General features: G+C 37.6%; 13 protein-coding genes. 2 read left to right on the forward strand and 11 right to left on the reverse strand.

What is annotated here, in order from left to right:
- Positions 1-22: 22 nt before the first annotated feature.
- Genes ubiB through ubiE form a run of 3 tightly spaced genes read right to left on the reverse strand, consistent with a single transcriptional unit; the run spans position 23 to position 3023 of the window.
- Positions 23-1588, reverse strand: a complete 1566-nt coding sequence (gene ubiB / locus QUD79_RS00315) for a ubiquinone biosynthesis regulatory protein kinase UbiB (protein WP_184422351.1) — start codon at positions 1586-1588, stop codon at positions 23-25.
- 19 nt (positions 1589-1607) lie between these two features.
- The gene (locus tag QUD79_RS00320) at positions 1608-2231 is read right to left on the reverse strand and encodes a ubiquinone biosynthesis accessory factor UbiJ (protein ID WP_184422349.1); all 624 of its coding nucleotides are present in this window, start codon (positions 2229-2231) and stop codon (positions 1608-1610) included.
- Positions 2232-2234: 3 nt separating this feature from the next.
- A complete protein-coding gene (ubiE, locus tag QUD79_RS00325) occupies positions 2235-3023 on the reverse strand; it encodes a bifunctional demethylmenaquinone methyltransferase/2-methoxy-6-polyprenyl-1,4-benzoquinol methylase UbiE (protein WP_184422347.1) in 789 nt (262 codons plus the stop codon).
- Between the two features lie 221 nt (positions 3024-3244).
- On the opposite strand from ubiE, the gene QUD79_RS00330 reads away from it, so the two are divergent.
- Complete coding sequence (locus QUD79_RS00330) at positions 3245-3562, forward strand: hypothetical protein (RefSeq protein WP_184422345.1); 318 nt, start codon at positions 3245-3247, stop codon at positions 3560-3562.
- Between the two features lie 43 nt (positions 3563-3605).
- The gene (locus QUD79_RS00335) at positions 3606-6662 is read left to right on the forward strand and encodes an immune inhibitor A domain-containing protein (protein WP_184422343.1); all 3057 of its coding nucleotides are present in this window, start codon (positions 3606-3608) and stop codon (positions 6660-6662) included.
- Positions 6663-6720: 58 nt separating this feature from the next.
- Here the strand turns inward: QUD79_RS00335 and recG are convergent, their stop codons facing one another.
- The 8 genes from recG to QUD79_RS00380 all read right to left on the reverse strand — a co-directional run bounded on the left by recG (position 6721) and on the right by QUD79_RS00380 (position 21553).
- On the reverse strand, positions 6721-8817 hold the full coding sequence (recG, locus tag QUD79_RS00340) for an ATP-dependent DNA helicase RecG (RefSeq protein ID WP_184422335.1): 2097 nt from the start codon (positions 8815-8817) through the stop codon (positions 6721-6723).
- 24 nt (positions 8818-8841) lie between these two features.
- On the reverse strand, positions 8842-9549 hold the full coding sequence (gene trmH, locus QUD79_RS00345; protein ID WP_184422333.1) for a tRNA (guanosine(18)-2'-O)-methyltransferase TrmH: 708 nt from the start codon (positions 9547-9549) through the stop codon (positions 8842-8844).
- Positions 9550-9655: 106 nt separating this feature from the next.
- Positions 9656-10045: a RidA family protein gene (locus tag QUD79_RS00350; RefSeq protein ID WP_184422331.1), complete on the reverse strand. Its 390-nt coding sequence runs from the start codon at positions 10043-10045 to the stop codon at positions 9656-9658.
- A 29-nt stretch (positions 10046-10074) separates the two neighbouring features.
- Positions 10075-12180 carry a bifunctional GTP diphosphokinase/guanosine-3',5'-bis pyrophosphate 3'-pyrophosphohydrolase gene (gene spoT / locus QUD79_RS00355; protein ID WP_184422329.1) on the reverse strand — a complete coding sequence of 702 codons (2106 nt, stop codon included), beginning with the start codon at positions 12178-12180 and terminating at the stop codon, positions 10075-10077.
- 386 nt (positions 12181-12566) lie between these two features.
- Positions 12567-12845 (reverse strand): DNA-directed RNA polymerase subunit omega, encoded by a 279-nt coding sequence (gene rpoZ, locus QUD79_RS00360; protein WP_184422327.1) that lies wholly within the window; start codon positions 12843-12845, stop codon positions 12567-12569.
- A gap of 53 nt (positions 12846-12898) precedes the next feature.
- A complete protein-coding gene (gene gmk / locus QUD79_RS00365; protein WP_184422326.1) occupies positions 12899-13528 on the reverse strand; it encodes a guanylate kinase in 630 nt (209 codons plus the stop codon).
- Positions 13529-13940: 412 nt separating this feature from the next.
- Positions 13941-14888, reverse strand: coding sequence for a GGDEF domain-containing response regulator (locus tag QUD79_RS00375; protein ID WP_184422325.1), 948 nt, complete (start codon positions 14886-14888; stop codon positions 13941-13943).
- Positions 14885-21553 (reverse strand): response regulator, encoded by a 6669-nt coding sequence (locus QUD79_RS00380; RefSeq protein ID WP_184422324.1) that lies wholly within the window; start codon positions 21551-21553, stop codon positions 14885-14887. Before QUD79_RS00380 ends, QUD79_RS00375 begins: the two co-directional genes overlap by 4 nt.
- Between the last annotated feature and the right edge of the window lie 169 nt (positions 21554-21722).

Genomic DNA, 21722 nt, shown 5'->3' on the forward strand with positions numbered 1-21722 from the left:
CTAGACTACAAACGCTAAATAATTAGCCAAATATAATGGCGCTGCTGATCGCTATAGTTGCTAATATAATAGTGAGCAATAATTGTTTATGGCGTTTTTGCTGCTGCTTTTGTAGTTGATCAAACATATTGCGTTGTTGATTGGCGAGTTGCTTATCTTTTTTGAGATAATCGTATATGAGATCAGGAATTTCAGGTAGTTTTTCATTCCAGAAGGGTAGGTTGTCTTTTACCTTAGTAAAAACGGCTTTAACCCCCATCTGCTCTTTTACCCAATTCTCTAAATAGGGCTTAGCGGTTTGCCATAAATCAAGCTGAGGATAAAGTTGGCGGCCTAAACCTTCAATATAAAGTAGTGTTTTTTGCAGTAATACTAACTGTGGTTGTACTTCCATATTAAAGCGTCGAGCTGTGTTAAATAGATTAACTAGGACCTGACCAAAAGAAATCTCAGCTAAAGGCTTATTAAAAATGGGTTCACATACTGTGCGAATAGCAAACTCGAATTCATCTACATTTGTATTGTTAGGTACCCAACCTGAGTCAACGTGCAATTGGGCGACTTTGCGGTAGTCACGGTTAAAAAACGCGACGAAATTTTCGGCTAAGTAGCGTTTATCTTCTCTATTTAAAGTGCCGACAATACCACAATCAATTGCTATCCAAGTAGGATCTGCTGGATTATCTGCATTAACAAAAACATTGCCAGGGTGCATATCTGCATGGAAAAAGCTGTCACGAAACACTTGAGTGAAAAACACATCAACGCCACGCTCAGCAAGCAATTTCATATCAACGCCGAGCTGATTAAGTGTTGTTACTTCGCCGACACCAATACCATATATTCGCTCCATTACTAATACACTTTTATGGCTGTATTCGCTATAAATTTCAGGTACATATAAAATATTGTCGAGTGGTTTTCCTTGAGAAAAGTTACGCTTTAACTGAATAGCATTGGCGCCTTCACGGTTAAGGTCTAATTCATCTAGAATCGTTTTTCGGTATTCAGCAACAACTTCTTTTGGGCGTAAGCGCTTACCATCGGGTAACCATTTGGCGACAACCCCTGCCATGCGGCTCATTACCTTTAAATCTTCTTTAATGGTTTGTTCAATGCCGGGCCTTAGTACTTTGATAACAATGTTTATTTGTTCATTGTCTTTAAGCATGGTTGCCGTATGTACTTGGGCAATGGATGCAGAAGCTAATGGGGTTGAATCGAAGGCTTTAAAATTTTGCTCAAAAGCTTCGGCGCCAATTGCGTTTATTACTATTTGTTCGGCGAGTTTTCCGTCAAAGGCGGACACTTGATCTTGTAGCAAGCTAAGCTCATTGGCAAAATCTTCAGGTAATAGGTCTTTTCGGGTTGAGAGCATTTGCCCAAATTTGATAAATACTGGCCCTAAAGACTCTATTGCTAAACGAAAACGTAGCGATAACGCCTTGTCTTTATGCTTATTACGCAGCCAAAATATACTTGGCCGAATAAGTTTTACATACCAAGGCAAACTCTTTTTAGGGAGCAATTCATCTAAACCATAGTTTAAAAAGGTTTTTACTATTTTATAAACTCTTTTAGTACTCATGTGGCGTTCACGCTTAGTCCTATGGTTTGAGTAATGCTTGATCTAGTGTAGTCAAACGACTACTTAATTGATTCACCTGTTCAGCCACATCATCAACTTGGCTAATAAAGTGTTGGCACTCGCTACGGGTTACTACTAATTGTTTTTCATGAACTAGCCATTCGCTTGCATCAGCTTTAATTTGTTTACTAGCGAAATTTACTTTAGTTGAAATACTCTCGGCAAGTTGTGTAAGTTTATAAGTAGGTATATCGCCAATATGTTTAGCTACTTCACTTTGCCAGTCAATTTCAATTGATTCTGCCATCGCCATAAACGATTGCGCCACTTTTAAATCGCCTTCAATATCTAAAAGTTCATCCTTAATGGCTTGGGTTAGCGCATGATTTTCTTTAATTTTTTTTAAGGCAACAATACTGGTGGTAATGGTACAGTCAGCACTATCACTATTACCTGATACGGTAAATTCTTCTTGATGACAGATAAAAGTTAATGAAAAATTTAGTTCTGCCAAATTGAGCGTCAGTGCTTTTTGATCAAGCGCTTGCAAAGCGTGGTTACCCCCGCTGTTCATGCGTAACGCTTGATTTATTACATACTCAAGCGCCATTGAAAGTGCTTGCTGAGGCATAAAAAAGCTCATAAATTAAAACTTATAGCCTTTGTGAAGCGCAACAATGCCACCCGTTAAATTTTTATAACTTGTTTGTTCAAAACCAGCTTCATCCATCATACCTTTTAGGGTTTCTTGGTCAGGATGCATACGAATTGACTCAGCAAGGTATTGATAACTTTCACTATCTTTGGCGACAAGTTCCCCCATTTTTGGGAGAATATTGAACGAATAAAAATCATACGCTTTATTTAATAGTTCATGCTCAGGGGTTGAAAATTCTAGCACCAATAAACGTCCACCTGGCTTTAAAACACGAAAAATAGAGCGTAACGCCATATCTTTGTCGGTTACATTTCTTAATCCAAATGCAATGGTAACAATATCGAAGCTGTTATCTTCAAAAGGGAGATATTGGGCATTAGCTTGCACATACTCAATATTTTGTACTAAGCCTTGGTCTCTAAGTTTGTCACGCCCCACGTTGAGCATTGAACTATTAATGTCGGCTAATACTACCTTGCCTTCTCTGCCAACAAGTTTGGAAAACTTTGCTGTTAAATCACCCGTACCACCGGCCAAATCTAATACGCTGTTGCCGGGTCTTACGCCACTTGCATCAATAGTAAAACGCTTCCATAAGCGGTGTACACCGAAAGACATTAGGTCGTTCATTACATCGTATTGCTGAGCAACTGAATGAAAAACGCTAGCAACTTTAGACTCTTTTTCTTTTGTTTCAACTGTTTGAAAGCCAAAGTGTGTTGTTTCTTTCTCGTTGCTGTTGGCTTGTGTTGATTGAGTTGGTTCTTGCACTGGCATTGTTTTATCACTTTACGTTGAAATTACGCTTAGTCTATCTCATTTTGAATGAATAATTAAACGATTAGATCAATAAAAATAGGGGGGTGTGTATTATTTTTATAGTGTCAATTTTATTCAAGGTGAACCCGTAAAGGTAAATTGTTACTAGGTTTTTTATCTTGCTATCGCTATACTTTGATGTTTAAAGTAACAACTATTTTACATTGAGTGGGGTTGTAGTGAAGGTATTACTCGTAATTATAACATTAGCGTTGTTGGCAGCCTGCCAAGATAAACCGTTGGTGTCAGAAAATGTGAATGATCAACCTGTAGCGACAAGTGAAGCTAGCAAAGGCGTAAACGAAGTTACGACAAACTTTCCCTGTGTAAGTAAACATACCATTAATAAGTCTCCTCCAGTTCAAGATAAAAGTAAAATTAAAGCCATGTTACTCAAGTCCGGAAAAATTACGCCTGAGATGACAGATGAACAGGCTGACAAGGTTGTGAATGACTTTATTCGTGCTAAACAAACCCCTAAAAATACCTGCAAGTAATGGCTCTTGCGTTATATCCAATTAATATCGAATAGGTAGTCCTATGAAGTTTTCTTTTATAAATACGTTATTGTTGTCAGTTGCTAGTTTTACTGTGTCGGCAGCGCAAAGCGTTAATCACTCATCACCTGCAGACCCTGGTGTTATTAATCAAGAGCAAATTCTTTATTGGTTAGAAAAACGAGGTGAGTTAGCACCTAATGCAGATGTTGAAACACGAAAATTGGCACTTGAACGTTATATCAATAAAAAATCATTCGATAGAAAAGAATTGCCTGGCGTGATGGGTAAACAAGTATTAAAAGCGGAAAGTTTTATTGAAGAAGGCAATCAACTTAATGCTAAAAAGCTCAATAAAAACAGAACGTCAATACAGTCTGCCGTGGCTCAAAATGAAGTAGAAACCACAGTTAAAGTATTAGCGATCATGATAGATTTTCCTGATCTAAAGCATGACGATAACGGTTTAACGTCTAGCGATACCGCTATGTATTATAGTAACTACTCTGTGCAGCACTATAACGATTTATTGTTTTCTGAAACCGGCTATGAAGGCCCATCAGGGCAAACTATTATCTCAGGTTATCAATATTATCAACAAGAATCTGGCGGTACTTTCTTTTTTACAGGGCAAGCAAATGGTTGGGTAACTGCGGATAATAATGCCAAACACTATGGTGAAAATGATGCTGATAACGATGACGGTGATATGAATGCACCTGCTTTAGTCTTAGAAGCAGTTACTAAAGCGGTAAGTGAACTGAGTATTGATTTAGCTGAGTATGATCAAAAAGACCCTTATGATTTAAATAGTAACGGTATTATTGATGAACCGGATGGTATTATCGATCATGTTATGATTTTCCATTCAAGCATTGGCGAAGAGGCTGGCGGCGGAGTTTTAGCTGAAGATGCTATTTGGTCACATCGTTTTTATGTATTTGGTGATGATAATCAGCCGGTGGCAGTACCCGGTTCAGATGTTAAATTATATGGATATACCATTAACCCAATCGATGCGGCCACAGGGGTTACCGTACATGAATTTGGTCATGATTTAGGTTTACCAGATGAATACGACACCGATAATGGCGCGTTAGGCTCGCCAGTAGCTAGCTGGTCGGTTATGGCTTCAGGCAGTTGGTTAGGCTATCCGGGCGGAACGAGCCCAGCAACTTTTAGTCCGTACGCTCGCGATTATTTAAGTACGCGTTATCAAGGTAATTGGATAAACCAACAAGAAGTTGAGTTTTCGTCATTAACACAAGAAACCATAAACTTAGTTGCTGCAAATAATCACCAAAACGGCTTTAATCAAATAAAAGTGCTTTTACCTGCAAAGCAAATTGAGTTTGGTGCACCAGTTCAAGGCGATTTTCAGTATTATTCAGGCAAAGAAGCGTTGTTAGATAATCGCTTAGCCTTTGATGTCGCACTACCAAGTGAAACTGCTACTTTAACGATGACCGCACGTTGGAGTATTGAGACTGATTGGGACTATGTACAAGTATTGGTTAATGGTAGTGCGATTAGTGGTAGTCATACGAAAGCCGTTAATGATGTTCGCTCAACTGTAACTAACTATATATCGGGTGACTCAGCTGACTTAGCTGATGCTTATGGCACTTTGTCATGGGTAGATTTAAGTTTTGATTTGTCACAGTATGCCGGTGAAAATGTCACGATTGAATTGCGTTATAAAACGGATGAATATGAGTTAGGTTATGGCTTTGTTGCCGATAATGTATTAATAAAGGCTGGCGACAGTGAATTGTTTTTTAGCGGTGGCGAGTATACCAATGAAGTACAACTTAATGGGTTTAGCCGCGTAGGCGACAAAGCTGATGGCAACAGTCACAATTATTACATCCAACTGCGTGACTACAGTGGTACTGATGCAAAGCTTGAAAATATTGGCTATGAACCTGGTGTTTTATTATGGTATCGCGACCAAAATGTGAGCGATAACAAAGTGAATAGCCACCCTGGTGAGGTCTTTATTGGCGTGGTTGATGCCGATCAATACTTAATTAAAAGTGGTGATAGTATACGAGGTACGAGTACACAAATTAGAGATGCAGCATTTAGCTTGTTTGATCAGTCACCTAGAAATGGAGATTCTCACTTAACTAATAATGCTTTCTTTTCAGATGTAGACGATTATTCCTCTCCCTTACAGCCAGAGTCAGGCATTAAATTGCCCTACTTAGGGCTGACTATGGAAGTGGTAACACAAAGTACCAACAGCAGCAAAGCAAGTGTTGAGTTAAAACGCGTAAATACGGCTAAAATTGATGCTGTAATAAAAGGTCTTTCTGTCACTTTATCAATTAATGATGAAGACTTACCAAGCACTAATGAAGTTAAATGGTTAATGGGTGATGGTACAGAATTAACGGGTCAAACAATTACGCATCATTATGAAAGCTCGGGTGAAAAACTCGTTATAGTGAGTTATTTAAACTCGTCAGATGACCTTATTACTTTAGAAAAACAATTTATTGTTGCTGAAAATATTACGGGTAGTATTAGTGCGTCAGTAAGCAATGACAGTGTCACTTTTAGCACAGTATTAACTGGTGGTTATGGTGAGTTTAGTTACCGTTGGGACTTTGGTGATGGGGAGCAGTCTACAGTTGCAAGTCCTACGCACGCATATAAACAAAGTGGCAGTTATAATGTGCAGCTGACGTTAACCGATGAGATTCAACAGCGTTTAATATTAACGACTTCTGTTGAGGTTGTTGTGCCTATTAACGTTGTAATTAACCCTACAACTAACAATCTTACTGCTAACTTCCAATCGACTGTTTCGGGTGGAGATAGCAACTATAGTTACCAATGGGACTTTGGCGACGGCAACACGGCAACAACTGCTTCGCCTAGTCATACTTACAGCCAAGGTGGTAGTTACACGGTAACATTATCAGTGACTGATGGGCAGGGGGTTACACAACAAGCATCTACTAATATTTCGGTTAGTAAAGCAATAGTAACTCCTCCAAAGTCTACACCTAAATCAAGCTCAGGTGGTACATTTGGTATCTTTGCGCTATTAAGTATGTTGTTGGTATTAATGCGTAGAAGTATTAAAGCATAGGGTATTAGGGCGTGTTGTTCTTTCGAGTGCAAAAATGTACAGCAAAGATCAACACCCCCTAAGCATTACTATATTGCTCTTTATTGGCAAGCCATCGATTAATTAACTTGATTGCTTGCTCAGGACTTTGCCGCCAAAGTAAATACGCAACCTGTTGTACTTGAGGAATAATATCTGCGTCTCTGACTAAATCAGCAATTTTAAGCTCTGCCAACCCTGTTTGTTTAGTGCCAAGTAATTCACCAGGGCCTCTGATCTCTAAATCCTTTTGGGCAATAACAAAACCGTCATTACTTTTGCGTAATACTGCTAAGCGTTTAGTGGCTGTTTTAGACAGTGGCGATTTATACATTAATACACAGTGAGAGGCAACTGAACCTCTACCAACGCGACCACGCAATTGATGTAATTGAGCAAGCCCCAGCCGTTCTGGGTTTTCAATTACCATTAAACTAGCATTAGGCACATCAACGCCAACTTCAATTACGGTAGTCGCTACTAATAAATGTAATTCACCTTGTTTAAATTTATCCATTACCGCCTGCTTTTCAGTGGCTTTCATTCTGCCGTGAACTAAGCCGATAGCAAGTGCAGGTAAACATTCTTGTAAATAAACAGCCGTATCTTCAGCCGCCTGACATTGTAATACCTCAGACTCTTCTATTAACGTACAAACCCAATAAGCCTGTCTGCTTTCGTTTAAACAGCTTTCTAGTATGCGTGCTATCACCTCTTCACGGCGGCTATCAGGTAATGCCACGGTAGTGATAGGCGTTCGTCCAGGTGGCAACTCGTCAATAACCGAAGTGTCTAAATCTGCATAGGCTGTCATTGCTAGTGTTCTTGGAATTGGTGTTGCAGTCATAATTAATTGGTGAGGGTAATTACCGTCAAATGCTCCTTTCTCACGTAAAGAGAGGCGTTGATGAACACCAAAACGGTGCTGCTCATCAATAATTATTAAGGTTAAATTTTTAAAAACAACTTGCTCTTGAAAAAGCGCATGGGTGCCAACGAGTAATTGCACATTACCATTGGCCAGTTGTTCTAATACATTATTACGAGCTTTAGCTTTTGTTTTACCTGCTAACCAACCAACGGAAATGCCAAGCGGTTCAAACCACTGCTGAAAATTAATTGCATGTTGTTCTGCTAAAATTTCTGTTGGTGCCATTAATGCTACTTGCATATTTTGGCTAATAGCTGTGATTGCCGCTAATGCAGCGACTAGTGTTTTGCCAGAGCCGACATCACCTTGCACTAAGCGCATCATGGGGGTGTTTTTAGCTAAGTCGTGTCTTATTTCAGATACTACACGGCTTTGGGCGTTGGTTGGTGTAAAGGGTAATGACGCTAAAAACTGTTTATTTAAATTAAGATCTACCGTCAATGACAGCGCTTTATGTACATCACTAGACTGGCGAAGCTTTAACATACTTAAATTATGAGCAATTAATTCTTCTTTAATTAAACGTAACTGAGCAGGGTGTTTACCTTGCTCTAATAAAACCACTGAAGTATCGGGCGGTGGTCTATGTATTAATGTTAATGCTTGTTTTAGAGAATAAGGCTCGTTAATCATCTCACTAGGCAATAGCTCTTCAACCTCACCTCGTGCTAAACGCAGTAAAGCCTGTTCGGTGAGATTGCGCAGTGAAAGCTGCCTAAGGCCGTCGGTGGTTGGATAGACTGGTGTTAATGTTTCTTCAACTGGTGTTAATGGTTGATCTTGATCTAACGGTTTGTATTCAGGGTGAACAATTTCTAAGCTGCGCGCGCCACGGTTAATTTCTCCATAACAACGGATAGTCATACCCACGGCTAAATTATTTCGTTGCGCGGCTGAAAAATGAAAAAAACGTAGGTTTATAATGCCAGTACCATCATTAATGGTTACTAGCATCATACGGCGTTTGCCCTGAATAATTTGGTTATTGGTGATTTCACCAATAATATTGGTGAAAATACCAGGTAGACAATCTCTGATGGTGGTAATACGAGTGCGATCTTCATAACGAAGCGGCAAATGAAATAGTAAGTCTTGCAGCGAATGTAAACCGATTTTCTCGAGCTTAGTGGTCATGCTTGGACCCACACCTTTCAGTGAAGATATGGGGATACGAGCGAGATTACCTAGTCCTTGTTGCTCGTTCATTTGTTCTTCCTTTTGCTGAATAATTTAGCTATCTAAATCTTGCCAAGTTTCCTTGGTCATTTGCATTTTTTGCCACCACTGATCAGAAGCAATAATTTGGCCGTTTTCATCTATTTGAGGGTATGGTAGCCCTTTACGCTGGCATGCTTGTGCAAATATAGGATGACCACCTTCAAATAAAAAACGCTGACGACGCTCTTCACTGATGCGAGGCGTATTATATAGCCCTGCCGCTTGTCTTTGTCGCTGAGCTTCATAGAGTACAACAGAGCAAGCTACCGAAACATTAAGCGACTGCACCATGCCTACCATTGGAATAACAATGTCTTGATCAGCTAAGGTTAATGCGGTTTCAGAGGCTCCAAATTTTTCTTGGCCTAATATAATAGCGGTGGGCTTAGTGTAATCAATCTCTCTAAAGTCGACAGCTGTATCTGATAGATTAGTCACTAGCACTTGCATATTTTGAGCTTTTAGCTGGGCAATGGCATCTTCAGTTTTGGTGTAGCTATGCACGTCAATCCAGTTTTGACTACCTGCTGCACTACCACCAGAAACACGCATCTGCTCATTTTTCCAAACAGCATGTACATCACTAACGCCAATTGCATCAGCTGTTCGCACAACTGCGGCAAGATTATGCGTTTTATGAACACCTTCCATACAGACAGTAAGATCAGGCTGACGTTGATCTAGCATGGCGTTAATCCGTTGTAATCTTTCGGGTGTCATAATGTGTTCACTTGAGGTTGATATTGTAGCGTAAAAAATTTTATAAAACGCTATGGTACTCATAGCGCTATTATTAAAGGAATTGATTGTTATTAAGCAATATGAATTAACTGACGTTAGGCACTTCCATAATGCCGTCAATTTCAATAGCTACGTCTTTTGGAAGCCTTGAAACTTGAATTGCAGCACGAGCAGGGTAGGGTTCTTTAAAATACTTGCTCATTACTTCATTAACTGTGGCAAAGTTGGATAAGTCGGTCATAAATATATTCACTTTAACCATATCATTAATATCACCGCCAGCTGCATTACAAACGGCAACAAGGTTTTTAAATACTTGATCAGCTTGAGCGACAAAGTCGCCTTCAATGACTTCCATTGTTTCTGGAATAAGTGGGATTTGGCCTGATAAATAAACAGTATTGGTTACTTTTACTGCTTGGCTATAAGTGCCGATCGCACTTGGTGCTTTATCTGTTTTAATAATTGTTTTCATGAATAACCTACTACTACCTTATATTATAATTACTTATTTCGAACAACACGTTGAACATCAGGCATTACTTTAATCTTTCTAATAATACCAGCTAAGTGAACACGATTTTTACAGGTGAGTTCCATATCGATTAAGTAAATGCCTGCATCTTTCTCACCAGAATTAAGCGTGTGTACATTTGAACCTGCTTTTGCCACTACATTAGTTAATGTGGCTAAGGCACCTTGGTGGTTTATAATTTCTACCCGTAATTTAGCGATAAACTCTCGATCGATATCACTGTCCCATTTCACTGGAAATAGCTGACCTTCAATGTGCCCTTTTATGTTACGACAACCTTGCTGGTGCACTATTAAACCTTTACCGGGGCTTAAGTATGCCAAAATAGCATCACCAGGAATAGGGCGGCAGCATTTACCATAAGTAACTAGCATGCCTTCTGTACCTTTAATAGGCATTTTGGCTTTGCTATTAGAGTAATTTAATACACTGTCATCGGTAAATTCATCTGTTAATCTTCGCGCAATGCCGATGCTTAAGGCATTACCCAAACCAATATTAATTAAGAGTTCATCGAAGGTTTTATTACTTGTTTCTCGTACAACTTGATCAATCTTTTCTTGGCTGATGTCAGTAATTTTTACCTTGCCTAATGCGTGGCTTAATAAGCGACGACCTAAAGCAAGTGATTCATTCTGCTCTTGTGATCGTAAATAGGTGCGTATTTGTAAACGTGCTTTTGCCGTAACCACAAAGTTTAACCATGTCGCATTCGGCCGTGCTGCTGGTGAAGTAATAACTTCTATTGTTTGACCAGAATCTATAGGTTGATTAAGCGGATAAGGTTTGCGATCTACTTTAACGCCTACACATGAGTTACCCACATCTGTATGAACGGCATATGCAAAATCAACAGAAGTGGCACCCATAGGTAACTCTATAATTCTGCCATCAGGGGTAAATACATAAATTTCTTCAGGAAATAAATCTGATTTTACATTTTCGATAAATTCAAACGAGCTACCTGCACTCTGCTGCAACTCTAATAAACTTTGCATCCAACGGCGTGCTTTCATTTGCGCTGTGGTACCACTGTCATCGTTATCTTGTTTATATAACCAATGAGCGGCAACACCTTTATCGGCCATTTGGTCCATGTCGTGGGTACGAATTTGAATTTCTACAGGAATACCATGAGGGCCAACAAGGGAAGTATGCAAAGACTGATATCCATTAGTTTTAGGAATAGCAATATAGTCTTTAAAGCGAGTCTCAATTGGTTTGAACAAGTTATGAACAGCACCTAACGCACGGTAGCAGTCATCAATTTTGTCAACGATAACGCGAAACGCGTATATATCCATTACTTCGTTAAATAGTAGCTCTTTATTTAACATTTTTTGGTAAATAGAGAATAAATGCTTTTCTCGACCTATCACTTGGGAGTGAATGCCGCTTTGTTCAAGTCTTGATTGAATGGAATTACGAATATTATTAATAATTTCTTTGCGATTACCACGGGCTTGTTTTAATGCTGATTTTAACGCTCTTGAGCGCATTGGGTATAATGCTTCAAAGCCGAGTACTTCCAATTCGTTTTTAATATCATGAATACCTAAACGGTTAGCAATAGGAGCATAAATATCTAAGGTTTCACGTGCAATTCTACGGCGTTTATCTGGTCTGAGTGACTCAAGTGTACGCATGTTGTGGGTGCGGTCAGCAAGTTTGATCAAAATAACACGAATGTCTTGTACCATTGCAAGGATCATTTTACGGAAGTTTTCAGCTTGCATTTCTTCTTTATTATCAAACTTTAACTTATCGAGCTTACTTACCCCTTCGACGAGTTCAGCTACAGTATTACCAAAAAGTTCGGCGAGTTCATCTTTAGTAACTGGCGTATCTTCAATAACATCATGCAGCAAAGCTGCCATTAATGTTTCATGATCAAGGTTCATTTTTGCTAAGTTGTGAGCAACCGCAACAGGATGAGTAATATAAGGCTCTCCACTTGAACGCATTTGTCCTTCATGGGCATCTCTTGCCACAATGTAGGCTTGCTTTAATAAGTCTACTTGCACTTTTGACAAATAACTTGAAACAATTTCTTTTAATGGTTCAAAAAGGTACACCAATTATTCCTTGATAGGGGTTGAGATTAAAGAATACGTGTATTTATACAGAAAGCCAATATTTTAACGAGTCAATTTATAGCTATTTATCTAAACAACCTGCATTAGGGATAAGCTAAGTACACCAAAGCTACAACTTTTATGCGTATCTGCGTTGCCTGCATGGACGTAGGTACTTGGTTTTTGTTAGAAACTAAAAACCGTAAATTTGCACTTAGCACTAAGAAGGAAATAATCTAAAGCATTGTAAAGTATCACTTTTATATACTTTAAACCTACATCTATTATCCCGAGTTCAGGTTAAGTAATCTTCGAAGTTTATGAATAAAAAACGCGTAATTACTGAAAGGTAAATTACGCGTTCTTAGTTTTTAAGCATTGCTAAATTACTGGTTGTTTCCGCCAACAATTGCAGCAACAGCCGCTAATTCATCTGATTCATGCTGTACTTGTTCATGACGATCTGACACATCCATAACCGAAGAAGTAATTAAACCTTCCTCAATCTCTCTTAATGCAAGTACAGTTGGCTTGTCATTTTCTCTTTCAACCAATGGATCTTTACCACCCGTTGCTATTTGACGAGCACGACGAGATGCAACTAGCACCAAGTCAAAACGATTACCGATTTTATCTACGGCATCTTCAACAGTTACGCGAGCCATTTGGTCACTCCAACTTAAATATTTATAAAATAGTTGCGTAGTTTACTATGTGCTTAATCGTTAGCCAATAGATCTTTGAATAAATCTTGGTTATTTTCGATTTGTTTGCTTCTTTTTAGGCGTTGATTTTCAACAATAGTGGTTAAATCGCATAATGCTTGATCAAAATTGTCATTTATAATGATGTAATCAAACTCTTGATAATGAGAACACTCAGATTGTGCTTGTGCCATTCGCTCTTTAATTATCTCTTCGCTGTCTTGTCCCCGTCCGCGTAATCTTTTTTCAAGTTCTGCTTTTGAGGGCGGGCAAATAAAAACAGTGGTGACATCGGGCTTTTTCATGCGTACTTGCTGGGCACCTTGCCAGTCAATATCTAAAAAAACGTCAATGCCTTGGGCTAGCTGCTCATCAATAGCTACTTCAGACGTCCCGTAGTAATTACCAAATACTTCAGCCCATTCATAGAAATGCTTTTTCTGAATATTTTGCTTAAATTTATTTACTGAAACAAAATGATAGTGTTCGCCATCTACTTCACCGGGCCTTGGAGCACGTGTGGTATGGGAGACAGACACTTGCAATTTACGTTTATTTGGTTGCTTTAGTAATGCCGAAATTAAACTTGATTTACCTGCGCCACTTGGGGCCGACAATATAAATAAGTTACCAGAGGTGGTCACTATGCTTCTCCTAATGGCGATATCAATGTTGTAAAACTAAAATAAATAAGGGGCGCACTATACTGAAATTTTGTCTATTTTGAAATATCCATATTAGGACGTGTTGAACTTTTAAGTACAAATTTTGTACGAATTAAACATAATTTAATTGAGGCGTAGCGAATAAAGTGTAGTTATTCTACATAAAAGAGCTAGACAGCTTCCGCGTCCTGCTCACGCTAAGTACCTACTTCCGTGAAGGCAACGAAAAGTAAATCATGTTTAAACGTATCCCTAGGACAGCGCCTCTTTGGTATTTCTACGGCGTTTTCACTTATTTATGGGGAACAACCCCATTACATAAGTTCAGCCTTGTATAAACACCAAATAAATCGCTGCAAAAATGTACAGCAAAGATCAACACGCCCTAAACCTAGGCTATTTTTTCAATGGCAACTGCATTACGCGTGCTGTTTTTAACTTGATAGAGCTTGTCATCTGCCGTTTTAATGACCGTTTCTATCTTTGTATTATGAGTTGGCAATACTTCTGCAGCACCAATACTAACCGAAACCTTTGAACAGGCTTTTGAACTAGAATGCTCTATATTAAGCTGACCCACATGTTCAATACATTGAGTTAAAATAGTTTTAATGCACGTTGTTTCGCATAAAGGTAAATAAAAATAAAATTCTTCACCACCACATCGATAAATATCACCATGATAGTCAAAAAGCACTCTTCGCAGGGCATTGGCTATTTTACGCAATACAATATCACCCATTTGGTGCCCATAGGTATCGTTGTATAGCTTAAAGCAGTCAACGTCGGCAATGCCAATAGCTAATGATTGCTTTGACTCAATTGCAAAAAGCCATTGTTCTTGTATGTCTTTCTCCCACTTTCTACGATTAGGTAACTCAGTTAAGCTATCAAAATGGGCGAAGCGCTCTAATAATTTTCGTTGACGAATAATTTCTAGATGAGTATTAACGCGAGCGCGAACTATTCCATAATTAAATGGTTTTTGAATATAGTCGCAAGCACCAAGAGATAAGCCTTTTTCTTCATCTTCTGTACTTTGTAGTCCAGTGATAAAAATAACAGGAATATGCCTTATTTTTTTATTTAGTTTTAATCGCTGTATAAGTTCAAAACCATCTTGTTCAGGCATTAAAACATCTAATAAAATTAAATCAGGAAGAATATTTAAAGCAATATCAAAGCCGTGTTGAGCACTTTTACAAGCAACCACTTTATAATGGTCTCTAAAAATGGAGGCGAGCACTTTTAAATTAACACTTTCATCGTCAATACATAACAAGGTAAAGTGTTTATCAACAGCACGCCGTTGACCTATTTTATCTTCACCTTCATTCATATTGATTCTCTTATCGTCTCTTCAACGTTGATCAAAATTTCCAAAGCCTCGCTAAAATCATAATCATTAATCAAAGCATGCAGATGAGCAATTTCGTTATGATATTTTGTACTAACGGCTAATGTATAGAGTTGTTGAGATACTTCTTCAGCTTCAATGTCTGCACTTTGTAACAAGGGCTTTAGCTTTGAAAACAATAGCTCGGCTTGCTTGTAGTCGAAATCTTCTGTCGCAGGTAGGCACTCTTCCTGCTGGTAAACCCTATTTAACTGCGAAATTAAATACTCAATATGTGTGCAAACCTCATTAAGTTTTAACTGTGAATGCATACCTTTACTTTTTAATTCAATTGCTAGCATGCTTGCAGACTTTGATAGCTCATAAGCACCAATATATTGTGCTGTAGACTTTAAAGAATGTGCACTCCGATAAAATGCATCATGCTGGTTTGTTTTATACAGTTCACTAAGTTCTATAGCTAAGTTTTGATTTTTTGACCAAAAGTCATTAACGAGTTGCAAATAAAGTAAGTGTTTTCCTTGAATTTTCTTAATCGCTTCATCAACATTAAGGGTGGTGTTTTCTTTCAATTGTTGAAGTTTAAAGGTATCGCTGCTCACTTTCTGCGTCTCGGTACTTGCTTTTAGTGGTGTTTCATCGGAAGTTAAATAGCGCGATAATGTTTGGTAAAGTAACTCAGGCTCTATAGGTTTAGTTAAGTGATGGTTCATACCTGCTAGCATGCTTCTTTGGGCATCACCTTCCATTGCGTGAGCTGTCATCGCAATAATTGGTATATCTTTTAAATTAAGGGTCTGTCTAATTTCAGCCGCGGCAGTTAAGCCATCCATTTCGGGCATTTGTATATCCATTAACACAATATCAAAGCTAGTTGCTGCTAGTTTATCTAAGGCAATTACGCCATTTTCAGCGCATTCAATATTAATGTAGGTATCGGCCAAGAATTCTTTGGCAACCTGTTGATTAATGGGATTATCTTCAACCAATAAGACGTTGAATTTACTTAAATCAGGAATAATTACACTTTTTTCAATGTTAATATCAGTAGTGTGCTGACTATCTTTACTAAAAAGCTCTGCAATGGCGTCAACCAAGGTAGAGGCGTTAATGGGTTTTTCTAAGAACTGGTTTATTTCAACGCCTATGGCGTGACGTTTCGCATCGTCTTGGTCGTAGGCTGAAACCATTAAAATATGAGGTTGCTTGCCTTTAGATTGATGCTGTATGTTTCTTGCAGCTTCAATACCATCCATTACAGGCATTTTCCAGTCCATTAAAATTAAGTCGTAAGGTTGGTCAAGTTCTTCAGCAGCCAATACTTTATCGAGTGCTTGTTGCCCATTTTCTGCAGTATCAGCTTGTATTTCAAAGTGAGAAAGTGCCTTTAAAATAACCTTTCTGGCTATGTCAGTATCATCAGCAACTAACACTTTTAAGTTTGAAAGTGCTTGTCGGTTTAAAGTAGGTAAGGCTGCCTCTTTATGGCTACATTGTTCAAATGTTGCTGTAAAGCTAAAAGTTGAACCTTTGTGTAGTTGACTCTCAGCCCAAATTTTTCCACCCATTAGCTCTGTCAATTGTTTACTGATTGCTAATCCCAAGCCCGTTCCCCCATATTTTCGTGTGACTGATTCGTCGGCTTGAGAAAATGATGTAAATAAATGGGCTATTTGCTCATCAGCCATACCTATACCAGTGTCGTGTATTGCAAACTTTAACTCTGTAATTACTTTGTTGGTATTTATTTGTTCAATTTGGATATGTACAGAACCTTTATTGGTAAATTTAATCGCATTGTTGGCAAGATTTATAATTATTTGTTGTAATCTTAACGGATCGCCTATTAGGGTTTGTGGAACATCGTTACCCATATCAATAACAAACTCTAAGCCTTTTTCATGTACTTTATAGGTACAAACATTAACAACGCGTTGCAGAACGTCAGGTAAAGAAAAGGTGACACGCTCCAAGCTCATTTTTTGTGCTTCAATCTTAGAAAAATCTAAAATATCATTAATTAGGCCTAGCAATGACTTTGACGAATCTTGTATTTTCACTAAGTAATCTTGTTGAGCCGAGGTTAAATCAGTGCGCAGCGCTAATTGACTTAATCCAATAACGGCATTCATCGGTGTTCTAATTTCATGACTCATATTAGCTAAAAAATTAGACTTTGCTTGACTGGCTTGTTCAGCTTTAATTTTTTCTGAAGCAAGCTCTTTCGTGCGCTCATGGATTTGTTGTTCAAGGTTACGGCTATATGAAAGCACTTGTTGATAAAGCTTAGCATTATCGAAAGAAATAGCAGTTTGATCCGCAAGTAATTGAAGCACGTTTGCTCTTTCTTCGGAAAATGCATTTTCAATAGCGTAGTGCTCTAAATAAACTACGCCCATCAAAATCCCTTTAACAATACTAGGAATACAGATTACTGACTTAGGGTGGTTGTTAACAAAATATGGATCATTTGAAAACTTAGACTCACTCACGGTATTTTCTATTACTTTAGCTTTTTTACTGCGAGCAACATAATTAATTAAGCTGTAGGGAAGCTGTTGTTCTGTGGCATTTTTACTGAAGTGCCCAATGGCTATTTCAACATTAAGTATGCCTTCAGTTTGTAGCAGTAAAGCACCTTTTTGTGCGCCCGCATTTTCAATAATAATAACCAACATTCTATGTAAAAATGCTTTAATATCTGCTTTACCACTTAACGTTTCTGATGCTTTTAAAACCGAGGCTAAATCTAAGGATTGAGTATGAGAGTTATGCGAGTAACTTGCGCTAGCTACAGGTGTTTGTGTATTACTAAAGTTATTTAATGATTTGTAATGACGCTTTAATTGCCTTGCTTTTGCATGAGCCCCCAGCATTAATAAATTATCATAAGCATTATGCAAATAGTCGGTGGCAATATTCGCTTTATTATTTGCAAGCCAATATTGAGCAGCTAACTCTTGAGCTTGTGCTTGGTATTGAATATAACCATGTTGATAAGCGCTATCAATTGCTTCGTCATAAAGCTGCCATGCATTAGCCTGTTGTTCAATAAATGCGATTTCAGCGTTAATAAGCTGTGCCTTATGCAAGTAGTTTTCAGGTGAGTTTTTTGACCAAAGGCTTACTTGTTGATGATATTGCTTAAGCTTTTCAAGCGTAGCTATAAACTTATCTGACTGTTGATCGAGCGCACGACATTGCTTAGCCAACACCAGCGCGCCAAAGTAATAGAATTCAGAAAATGGAAAAAGAGAAACCAATGAGTTTACTATGGGTTCAGCTAAGTTAAATTGCTCATTAGCCTGTTTATCATCAGAAAAAAGATACGCTAATGCCATTTTCGCACTATGAAATGAAAATAGCGTAGTGACATTATTGGTTTCTTGTAAGAAGGAAAGTGTTTTACTTTCGTTAAATGCAGGACCATTAAACGCAATATTTATGTTGTTTTTATCAGACAGGTTTAGTGAAAACTGATGCCAAATTTGCATTACCCCAAGCTGATAGGTTTGTTTTTTTTCTACCATTAATTGGCTATATTTTCTGAAGCTTAAGTTTACTTTATCTAAATGTTCTCCTGTAAACAGTTGATGAATACAAAAAAATAAAATGGAATGAAAAGCATATTCAATATTGCCACTATCGATACCGTGATAAAAATTATGCTCAAGTGGTGCAAGCGTTGTTTTTAAATGCTTGTTCCAGTGTATAACAGATGCATTACGGGTAAATTCAACTTCAATGTCACGATAAGGTAAAGGGTACTTACTGCTAACCTCTGTTGCTAAATTAGCAAAGGCTAAACCGTCTTTAAACTTATTAAATGCACCGCAAAGCAATAATGCGTGAGTGATAAATACTTTACTCGCTATTGCCGAAACACCCGAGCTAAGACAAATATTCATTGAAGTATACGACACCGCTAAGTAATCACTAGGGCTTGTTAAATAGGCAGGCGTTTGAATAACATTTAAAATATCTAAAGCAGCTAATTGGGTTGCGTCAGTCATTGTCGGTAAGTCAATGAATTGGCTTATCGGTTTTTTAGCGTAAAATTGTTCTAAATTTAAGTAGAGCGAAGCTATATTTTCTTGAGGCGCTAATTCAAAGCCTAATTCAGCAAGTACACTAATACCTAAGGCGAGCGCCTCTGGTATATTACCTTGTGCAATTAACGTGAGGGTTTGTATTTTAGCCAAGTTAGCTTTATCGAGCTTTTTACTAATGTGTTCATAGTTTTCGAGATAAATTGTGTTTACCTGAGCATAGTCTTGAATTAAATAACTGGTATTAGCTTTACCTAAAACAATTTCTAACGCCTGCTGGTAATAGTTTTGCCATGGATCTTTATCTAAATTAGATTCAGCTTGTTCAAAATAGTAATAGGCATTGCTATAAGCGTTTGCAGTTAATGCTTTTTTTCCCGCTTCAATATTTTTGCTGACCAATAGTAGTTGTTTGTTTTGCTGAATGTATAAAGGTGCAGAAATGTTTAAGTGCTCTATATAATCGAAAATATTAACATCAGCTTTACTACTTAATTCGCGGAGAAAATATTCAGTAATGCGATAATGAATAGCCGATTTAGGCATTGGTCGTTCTAAAAGGTAAGCAGCTTGTTGTATTTTATCATGAACAAAACGAATTGTTTGTATGGTATCACTATCACTTTTAGAGAAAGCATTGATCAGTCCGTGCGCTACCATTGCTTGTAGGTGTGGCAGAATAATCTCATTTTCTTTATCGATAATATCAGCAATAATATTCAGGTGAGCATTGGTGCCTATACATGCCGTTATATGTAAAATATCTTGTTGAAATTCAGACAGTATTTTTATTCTACTAATCATTAAATCAACCACATTTTCAGTTACAGAGAGTTGGTTAAGTGCTGTTAAGTCCCAACTCCATTGATAAGTAACATCTTGAAAGAGAATATGTTTTTCTTGCAACGATTTAATCATTTCTTTGGTAAAAAATGGGTTGCCAGCGGTTTTTTTAATAATGACGTTACAAAAAGGCTCTACAACTTTTTCACTTAAGTTCAGAGTGTCTGCAATAAATTGTTTAATTATACTGCTTGTTAGCGGCTTAAGTTTGATGTGGCTATGAAAGGCTTGAGAGTCGTCGATACGGCTCAAAAAATGATTAAGTAAATGAAAGGTATCTATTTCATTATCACGATAAGCAATGATCAATAATAAATGTTTTATTTCAGGATGCTTTATTACTTTTTCGAGTAACACTACGGTTGCTGAATCAGACCATTGCATATCATCTAAAAATAAAGTGATCGACTTTTGCCTTGCACCAAAAGCTTTAAATAGGCGAATAATAGTATTTTCGAATCGTACTTTACTTTCACTTGGACCAATTGCCACAGTAGGTTTTTGAGGGCCAATAATAAATGCTAAGTCAGGGAGCAAATCAATCATTAATTGACCATCGTCACCTAATTCTTGTTGAATGATGTCGCGCCACTTTGATAGCTCATCACTACTCTCACTTAATAGTTGTTCAATTAACTCTGTTAATGCATTAATTAGCGCAAAATAAGCGATAGATTTTTTATATTGTTCGAACTTCCCGCTAGCAATATAATTTTGATCTTCATTAATAGGCTGATAGATCTCTTTAATCAGTCTAGATTTGCCTACGCCAGAATAGCCACTGATTACACAAAGTTGCGAGTTATGTTGTTGCTGTACAGTATGGTAGGCATTTAATAGCGTTTTCACTTCCTGAGTGCGTCCATAAAGCTTCTCAGAAAAAACTAGGTTTTTACTAATATCTCTCTGGGCGAGCTCGAAAGGGCTAATATCACCTTGTTGGGTCAATGAAAATAAACAGTGCTGTAAGTCTTCTGAAATGCCCATTGCTGTTTTATATCGTAGCTCAGGTGTTTTTTGTAATAATTTATCTAAAATTAAAGCAACTTGCTCAGGTACTTTTGGTTGGTAGTAGCTAGCAAGTTTAGGCGCCACGGCCATGTGGGAGTGTACTAAACTAATGTTATCATTTATTTCGAATGGGTATTGTCCTGAAAATAATTTATATAAAGTTGCCCCTAGAGAATAAAGATCTGAATAATATTCAACGGGTTTTTTTATTCTTCCCGTCGCTTCAGGTGATATTGTTTTTAGGTTATAACTATCAATTAATTGGTTTGAGCGCTTTTTATGTAGAGAACTAAATTGGCTAGCTAAGGACAGATCAAACAAATACACATTGAGTTTATCGTCTACGAAAATATTTGAGGCTGTTATATTATTAACAATGATGCTTTTATTATGTAAATAGCTTACTAAATTACATAGGTTAATCGCGATTGTTAACTGGTTAATTAGATTGTCTGATTGCTCGCTATAATCAAACAAGGAGTATTGTGCTAAATAAGGGTAAATAGCATAGCAAAAAGATGGGTTTTCATCGGTGGCAAGTGTGTTAACAATGCCATTTAATTCAAGGGTATTAGCAAGTGTTATTGCCTGTTTAAATTTAGTAGGGGTAAGCTTCTTATCACTTTTATTGAATCGTTTTACTATTGCCTTTTGGCCATTAGCGTCTTGCGCTACAAAAAGGTCAATGGTTGTTGATATAGCATCTAATTCTTTAATGATACTGAAATCTTTAAACGAAAGCATAAAAGTGAATATTCCTTGATAAATTTAATGAGGTAAATAATCGTAAACCCTACTTGTCAATGGAATGTTTTATTTGATCAGCAGTGCTTTATTTTTTACCGTAATATGTACGGCAAGTATATATTTTTTGTTCGGAAATACCTCCAAGTAGCATTTACCATTATTTAAA

This window comes from Thalassotalea piscium, assembly GCF_030295935.1.
In the GTDB taxonomy this organism is placed as follows: domain Bacteria; phylum Pseudomonadota; class Gammaproteobacteria; order Enterobacterales; family Alteromonadaceae; genus Thalassotalea_B; species Thalassotalea_B piscium.

Coding starts and splice junctions, on each gene's coding strand:
- ubiB (WP_184422351.1), bottom strand. CDS start 1,588: ATGAGTACTAAAAGAGTTTATAAAATAGTAAAAACCTTTTTAAACTAT.
- QUD79_RS00320 (WP_184422349.1), bottom strand. CDS start 2,231: ATGAGCTTTTTTATGCCTCAGCAAGCACTTTCAATGGCGCTTGAGTAT.
- ubiE (WP_184422347.1), bottom strand. CDS start 3,023: ATGCCAGTGCAAGAACCAACTCAATCAACACAAGCCAACAGCAACGAG.
- QUD79_RS00335 (WP_184422343.1), top strand. CDS start 3,606: ATGAAGTTTTCTTTTATAAATACGTTATTGTTGTCAGTTGCTAGTTTT.
- recG (WP_184422335.1), bottom strand. CDS start 8,817: ATGAACGAGCAACAAGGACTAGGTAATCTCGCTCGTATCCCCATATCT.
- trmH (WP_184422333.1), bottom strand. CDS start 9,549: ATGACACCCGAAAGATTACAACGGATTAACGCCATGCTAGATCAACGT.
- QUD79_RS00350 (WP_184422331.1), bottom strand. CDS start 10,045: ATGAAAACAATTATTAAAACAGATAAAGCACCAAGTGCGATCGGCACT.
- rpoZ (WP_184422327.1), bottom strand. CDS start 12,845: ATGGCTCGCGTAACTGTTGAAGATGCCGTAGATAAAATCGGTAATCGT.
- QUD79_RS00375 (WP_184422325.1), bottom strand. CDS start 14,888: ATGAATGAAGGTGAAGATAAAATAGGTCAACGGCGTGCTGTTGATAAA.
- QUD79_RS00380 (WP_184422324.1), bottom strand. CDS start 21,553: ATGCTTTCGTTTAAAGATTTCAGTATCATTAAAGAATTAGATGCTATA.